6 protein-coding genes are annotated in these 7,767 nt (G+C 28.8%); all 6 read right to left on the bottom strand.

The window, feature by feature from the left end; all coding sequences use genetic code 11:
* On the bottom strand, window positions 1-2,775 hold a 2,775-nt coding region (locus tag DS884_RS03765; RefSeq protein WP_113785850.1), incomplete at its 3' end, for an amino acid adenylation domain-containing protein.
* A 434-nt stretch (window positions 2,776-3,209) separates the two neighbouring features.
* Window positions 3,210-4,100 (bottom strand): hypothetical protein, encoded by an 891-nt coding sequence (locus DS884_RS03760; protein ID WP_113785849.1) that lies wholly within the window; start codon window positions 4,098-4,100, stop codon window positions 3,210-3,212.
* A 17-nt stretch (window positions 4,101-4,117) separates the two neighbouring features.
* Window positions 4,118-4,960 carry a HEAT repeat domain-containing protein gene (locus DS884_RS03755; RefSeq protein WP_113785848.1) on the bottom strand — a complete coding sequence of 281 codons (843 nt, stop codon included), beginning with the start codon at window positions 4,958-4,960 and terminating at the stop codon, window positions 4,118-4,120.
* Between the two features lie 78 nt (window positions 4,961-5,038).
* Complete coding sequence (locus tag DS884_RS18715; RefSeq protein WP_255405145.1) at window positions 5,039-5,173, bottom strand: hypothetical protein; 135 nt, start codon at window positions 5,171-5,173, stop codon at window positions 5,039-5,041.
* Between the two features lie 398 nt (window positions 5,174-5,571).
* Window positions 5,572-6,156, bottom strand: coding sequence for a GIN domain-containing protein (locus DS884_RS03750; RefSeq protein ID WP_113785847.1), 585 nt, complete (start codon window positions 6,154-6,156; stop codon window positions 5,572-5,574).
* A gap of 99 nt (window positions 6,157-6,255) precedes the next feature.
* The gene (locus DS884_RS03745; protein ID WP_113785846.1) at window positions 6,256-7,428 is read right to left on the bottom strand and encodes an alpha/beta fold hydrolase; all 1,173 of its coding nucleotides are present in this window, start codon (window positions 7,426-7,428) and stop codon (window positions 6,256-6,258) included.
* Between the last annotated feature and the right edge of the window lie 339 nt (window positions 7,429-7,767).

Genomic DNA, 7,767 nt, shown 5'->3' with positions numbered 1-7,767 from the left:
TATCTCTCCTAATTCGATTCGGACACCTCTTATTTTAACTTGATTATCAACTCTTCCAAGAAATTCAATGGTTCCATCAGAATTCCACTTAGCTGTATCACCAGTACGATAAATTCTTGAAGTTGGAATTATAGGATTTTTTATAAATTTATCCTCTGTTAATTTTTTATCATTTAAATATTCTTTTGCTAAACCTTTACCTGAAACACAAAGTTCTCCTGTAACTCCAACTGGACATAACTGTTTGTCTTTATTAAGTATATATACTTGTCTATTAGGAATTGGTTTACCAATACATGAAGTATTATCAAGTGAACTAACCTTATGGTAGGTAATACAAACTGTTGACTCTGAAGGCCCATAAGTATTGTATATTGGATATTTTTCTATTAAATTACTAATATGCCTTGGAAGTAACACGTCTCCTCCACTAACAATCAACCTTAAACTTTCTAAAGCATCTGAATAATTATTTAAAGCATCTACGACAACTGGAACTGTACTTAATATTGTAGCTTTAGTTTCTTTAATTTCTTTAAGAAGAGATTCTATATTTTTCCCTCCATCTGGCATTATAACAATAGATGCTCCAGTTAACAATGCCGGAAATACTTCTTCTACAACTGTATCAAACGCAGGAGAGGCTTGTTGTACAACTTTATCCGATGTTGTTAACGAGAAATATTCTTTAAAAGTAATACTATAATCTACTAAAGAACTATGCTCAATAACAATACCTTTTGGTTTTCCTGTACTTCCAGAGGTATAAATTATATATGCTGGATCACTCTCTTTTATCTTAACTAAAGGATTATTGCTTGGCATTTCTCCAATGTTTAACCCTTCTCTTATTAAATCTATAACCTCTACAGAAGTGTTAATAGCCAACAGCTTTTCATAAGAATTGGTTAAAATAAATTTTAAATTTGAATTCTCAATTAATAAATTAATTCTACTTGAAGGATTATCAGGGTCCAACGAAACGTAAGCAGCTCCAGATTTTAATACTGCCAAAAATCCAATTATCATTTCTGGTGAGCGCCCAAAGTGTACACCAACTTGGTCTCCTTTTTGAACTCCCATAACATTAATAAGATAGTGAGCAAGCTTATTCACTTTGCTATTTAACTCTCCATAATCAATAGTATGATTTTTAAAATATAAAGCTTTAGCTTTTGGATTAAAAAAAACTTGTTCCTCAATTAAATCAACAACAGTTCCTTTAATATTGTAATTTGTTTCTGGAGCATTAAATTCATGAATAATCTGACTTTTTTCTTCCTTTGAAAGAATATCTATTTCTGATATTTTAATATTTCCTTCAGTTACTATTTGTTCTATTATAGCTTCTAAATACGTAGAAAATCTTTTTATTGTTTTTTCATCAAATAAAGAAAGATTGTAACTAAAAAGCATATCATAATAATCACCTTGATTAATTACATCAAGTTCTAAATCAAATTTTGCTATATTATATAGCACTTCATGATTTACAATTTTAAGATCAGAATCATTACTAGAACTAGTACTTCCTTCTTGTTGGTTATATGAAAAGAAAACATTAAATAACGGATTACGCCCTACGTTACGAGAAACATCTAAGGCATCAATCAATTCTTCATAAGGGTACAACTGATGATCAAATGCCTTTAATGTATCCTCTTGAATTTTTGCTAATAAATCACTAAAACTAACATCTGAAGTTATCTGGTTTCGTAATGCTAATGTATTCACAAACAAACCTACTATACCTTCCAAATCTGAATGACGACGTCCAACCGTAGGAGTACCAATGATAATATCATCTTGATTTGATAGTTTATTCAATAAAACATTATAAATAGCCAAAAACAGCATATACATAGTTGCTCCATGTGAACTTGCAAAATCACGTAACTTATCACTTTGTTTCTTTGACAAACTAAGTGTATAAGCAGAACCTTCATTACCAAGCTGAATAGGTCTAGTATAATCCGTTGGTATCTCCAACACAGTAAATTCATCACTATACCTATCTAACCAATACTCTTTATGACTAGATATCAAATCTTTATAAACATCACTTTGTTGCCACACCGCATAATCTATATATTGAATAGGTAAATCAGGTAAAACATTACCTTGATATAAAGACCAAAAATCATGCATTAAAACTTCACTAGAAACACCATCATTAATAATATGATGCATATCAATCATCAATAAATAATCCTCTTCTAAAACCTCCATTAAAGAAATTCGAATAGGAAGCTCCTTAGATAAGTCAAATGGACGAACAAAACTATCCATATAACGATTTATTTCTGACGCTGTACCTTGATGACGAGTTACCTTTAAGGAATTTGAATCCAACACACGTTGAACAGGGTTTCCATCTACTATTTCAAAAACTGTACGTAAACTATGATGACGGTTAGACAATTTTTGAAAAACTTGTTCTAACTTTAATACATCTAAATTTCTACTAACTCTATAAAAACCTGGTACATTATAACTTGTACTCTCTTTATCAAAATTATATAAAAAATACATTCTAAGTTGAGACGATGATAATGGATAATAATTTTGTTTAGGAGCAGGTTTAATAGACTCAAACTCTTTTACTTTTTTTATTGACTTGAAAAAAGTTAAAATATCCTGCTTTTTAGCAGTCAACTCTTTAATAACTTCAGGAGTAATCTTTTCTTTTGATCCTTTCAAAGATATTTTCCCTTCTTTTACAGAAATAATAATATTCTTTTTTCTTAAGTCACTGATATATTCATCTATTTTCATGAGATTAACTTATTTATGTGTGTGTGTAGATGTGATTTTTTTTCTTTCAATTAATTGTGATCAATTCACATTTTAAACATGTGGTAATTAAATACCAATACTATGAGTACCCTTTGACCCTTTGCAGTACCCTTTGACCCTTTGCTATAGTGGGGTTTCGTGAAATTGATAGAAAAGCATCGTAACCAAGTGAGGTTACCTAATAAAACCTCTCTAATACTTACAAGAGTGATGCTACTTTACTAGATTATTAAACTTTGATTGGTCTAATTTTGAGATTATCTGTGAAAATAAAATTATGTTTGTGATAAGAGGATTGGGTTTTATTTTAAAACTAAAAAATATTTAAAACGTAATTAATCTGAAACATCTTTTTATCAAGTGTCTATTTGTTCATACACTTTCGTCTCCGGTAATCTCCAAAAAATATTCCTCTATGTATTATTTTCAATCCTCAATTCAGAATAAAGCTGAACAGATTTATCTGTATCCTGAAGCCCTATTTTCCATACTTCATTTGTTTTCTCAATATTGTATAATGCTTTTAAACTTTCTTCACGTACTTGTGGAAGTTCATGGGTTTTCGACAATTTATGTAGTAAATCAATAGTAGTACTATTGTAAACTAAATTAGTCAATTCTAGTAGTCCAAATCTGGCGGAAGAGCTACCGTGCATTACATTCTTAATTACTTTTTTATTCATATCAAATTCATATTGCTTACAATCAGAATATTTATTTGATTTCATAATAATATTGATTGCCAACGAATCTTCTTTCAAAGGAGCAAACTGAGAATGTATATCTTTCGATGGTCTATAATACAATGCCCTACCAGGAGCTAAAGTCACTTCCTCTAAAAACCTGATATCAACTTTTTCGTTTGCATATCCTATTACTTTTTCATAATCGTATTCCCACAATTTAGTAATATAACCACCTCCTTTGTATCCAGCTGTTAGCAATGGAAAGTTATGGTCATGAGCAAAATCATATGAAAATAATTCGTTTTGAGAATCTCTTACATTATTATTATTAGATAATACAGGCCAGTATGTAACTCTTATATAAAAATCTTTACATTCATAAATCATGTAACTTTGTTCCGAATACACATTCGCATTTTGAAAATCAGAAAGGTCTGATGCTAATTGCTTATTAAGGTATTCTGTAAAAAAATTAGCATTGTTGGATATTTTAAAAAGTGGATCAACACAAGCTAATAGAGAATCTTCATCTCCGGAAGAAATAGTTCTGTTTAAAGTATCAATAAATTCTTCTAAACTGATACTTTCAGTTGTATTTGATTTATAAGTATATGCCATATTATATTTTTTTAATTTTAAACGTTTAGCATTTGTACTGACTGCTTAGCAGCCATACTTATTTCTATATGTTTATCATTCATCATTCTCTTTAACACAGAAACTCCTTCTTCAAAATCAATATTAATTAAAGCTCTTGCAGCTTCCCATCTTACTATATGTGATTCGTGTTGAGATAATTTCAATAATAATGCCTTAGAGTTCCCATCTCCTATATTACCTAAAATCTTCGCTGTGGTTCCTAATCTTGCGAAGTTAACTTCTCTTAACACTATACGTACTGGTTTAAGGCTAATAGAATTATACTCCCAAGAATATTTTAATGTATCTTTTCTTGAAATAATCATAAAAAGGAGCAAGGGTTTAGTTCCATCAAAACGCAGAACATCTTTAAATTTTCTTAAAAAAATCGTCTCGTTCTTAACAAAAACATTTTCTTTTTTTATCTGTAGTTTGACATCTTCATCTAATACATCAGGAGCTACTCGTTTATTTTGTTCATAAATGGTATACCTCACATCATTAACATCAATTAATGGGCAAAAGAATACGTTATTAGTATAAGTATACAATGAAGTAGCTTCGCTAGAAGTTCTTACTTCAGGAGGAGTATGTATCAAACTAAACTCATAACTAGAAGAACTAAACAATGTTATTTTATTTTGTGTTGAATTATTAGGAAGGTAATACTTCTCATTAGAGAATAATTCAAGTAAATGATTTAGTATATCATTTATTGAAATACTTTTACTAAAAATATTTACTTCATTAAGTATATCGTTTTCGTTATTTAACAACAATATTTTGTCCTCAAATTTTTTGAAAATCTGACTGTTTTTTGAATTTAAATTTTGTTTCATATAGCATCTATTTAAAGAAGAATCCAAAACTAAATAGCTTTTTAATTTTGAATTCTTCTACAAAAACATTAATTAAGATTAACGAAAGTAAGGAGGAAGCCATCCTATAATTAAACAAGGCTGTGTTCCATTAGAAGCCCCCTCTTTAACGCTAGAACTAATTGGATTTTTTAGTTCCGGTAGGTTTACTTTTTTTGTCTGTCTTTGTTTCATTGCTGTTTTCATTTTAACAAAATTTAAAGATTAATAATTAAATAGTAAATGTTATTTACTATGCCGATTACACAATTGTTAGTGTATATTTTTTTTGTTGTATACGTTTATAATCACGTATTTCCCTGTAGTTATATATTATTCGGATATAAGAACTTCTTCAAAAGTTAAGCTCTTTTTGTCTTGAATTTGACATTATTGGTACTGTAGGAAGTTCCTATTGAGCAAACCATTGAAGCTAACTGTATAGTTAGACAATACTATCTGAAAAGAGAAGTTATTATGATTAAATAAGTTTTCTAGATTTTTCTACCAGCGCTAAACATAATCTGTTTTAATAAATTGCTTTTATATTTTATAGCTTGTAGTTTATTCTTCGTTAAGAAAAACGAAATTGATTAATTTGAAGGTAATAAAACAGTAGCAATACCATCCGTACTTTTTTTGGCATTGTTAGTTTCAAGACCTTTCGCATTAATTCTCCCAATACCAGTAATGTTTAGATCGGCTACATCAGCAAAACCTGAAATTTTAATATTTGAAACTCCATTCATATCTGTATTAAGGTTATCTACAGACACTTTTAAACTTCCGTTTAAAATTCCTTCACCTCCTATATTGAAAGATTTTTGACTTATCACATCATCCGACATAAGTCTTACTACTCCTGACAATGTTATATCTGAAATACCTGAATGACTAAGTCGAATAATATATTTAGGAGTTTTACTATGGCCTACATTTTTTTCATTATGAATATATAATTCGTCATTACGAACCTCTGTAACTAAATTAGCAATATCTGAGGCCTTTTTTGTTCTAATTTCTATCGAATGGTAAGAGCTTTTTTCTAAATGAAGCTCTATTCTACCTTCAAGATTTACTTTATTAAATTTTTCTAAATTACGAGTTTCATTTTCCTTTGCTGTAGTTTGCCTATTCAATGAAGTACCTAGTAATGTCATAAGTTTATTTATTTTCATTTCGATTTGTTTTAATGAGATTTAATTTTTTATCTTATTAAATTGTCAACAACAATTTATTTTACTATTGGATAACTTAAATAAAGATATTTTCCTGTATTAAGCTAAGCTACAAGCAAAGCTATTTTCATAAAAATTAGAAAAAAGGCTGTATAATTCTTCTGGTGCTTCAAAAAAAGAAATATGACTCCCAAATTCTCTATTGTAAAACTCTGATTCTTTTAAAAAAGAATGTAGTAAAACCGATCCCTCTGGATGAGCAGTATTGTCATTTGAACTGGTAACAATCAATATTTTTTTATTTAGTTTATCTACAATTTCCTTTAAATTTCTATTCATTACATCTTTAGACAACTTGATGAAGCTGGAAAAAATCTCATCTGTCAAATAAGGATACATAATATGCGGTAAGTTTTTAATAGGATAATCAGTTGATAACTTACCAATGGACTTAGGATTAGTCATTAAGTTTCTTAAATCTGAAATATTAATTTGACTCCCTGCCATTTCAAGTAATCGCTTCATATTTTGCTGTATATATGTAAGCTTATTATCATCATTCCAGTTAAAATCACCATGCCAAAGACTTGCTGATATAATTTTAGAATCGATTTCATTACAAGCATGAAGCACTAAATTAGCTCCATGGCAAACTCCAAATAAATGAACTTTTTCTAGATTGAAAAACTTCATAACATTTTTTAAATCTTCTAATTGACTTGGAATATCTAATTGTTTTGTAGTTGACGATTTAGACATCCCTCTTGTTTCCCATGTAATTACAAAATATTTATTAGCTAAAAGTTCTATCCAAGGTTTCATTATTAACATTGGTAACCCAGTTGGAAGGGCTATTATTATTGGACTATTCTCAATATCTCCGTAAGAAAACACATCCAATACTGTACCATCAGAACTTGTCAATTTTTGAGTTTTTACTCTATCAACTATATGAATCGGGTTATTTCCATAATTCATCAGATTCTCTTTCAAACCATGAATATCAAGATTTCCCAGTTTAGTAAAGTAATCATTACAAAATGTGTTTATAATCTCTTCATACAAGTCAAAATCATTTGGTTTAGATGTGATAAAATCAACATGATTATAGATTTCTAATTCTTTTAAAACTTCATCAAGTTTAGTATAAAACCCTTTAGAATCAAGCTCTACTTGTTTCAAAATCCTTACCTGTTCACTTCGTTGTTTCAATAAGGATTTAATGTTCACTAAAAATTCACTTATCTCTATCTGTTCTATAGTATTTAGCATAAAAAATAATTTATAAAAGTGGATTAATTTAAAAGAGTGTTAAATTGTTAACATCATAGAGTTTCTATATAAAACTGCTAGTTTTTGTTTTTTAAAAACATATTACATAAACAATAGGAGTTCAAGAAGAAAGTTTAAAAATTGTCATCTTTATAGACAGACATTAAAACTTTCTTCTATAGAATATCTCCATATCTCTGCTCAATGATTATTCATTTTTAAGTTATGTTATTAGGGTTTCTATTTACTCCAGCAACAGCAACAGTTCTATACTTCTCTAAAGAAACTGTACTTCCAAATTCAGTTAATTCTTTGGGGTTCCCTGGATAAACGTCAACC

The organism is Tenacibaculum sp. E3R01 (assembly GCF_003318185.1).
Classification (GTDB): Bacteria; Bacteroidota; Bacteroidia; order Flavobacteriales; family Flavobacteriaceae; genus Polaribacter; species Polaribacter halocynthiae.
This window is presented reverse-complemented; position numbering and strand designations above follow the sequence as displayed.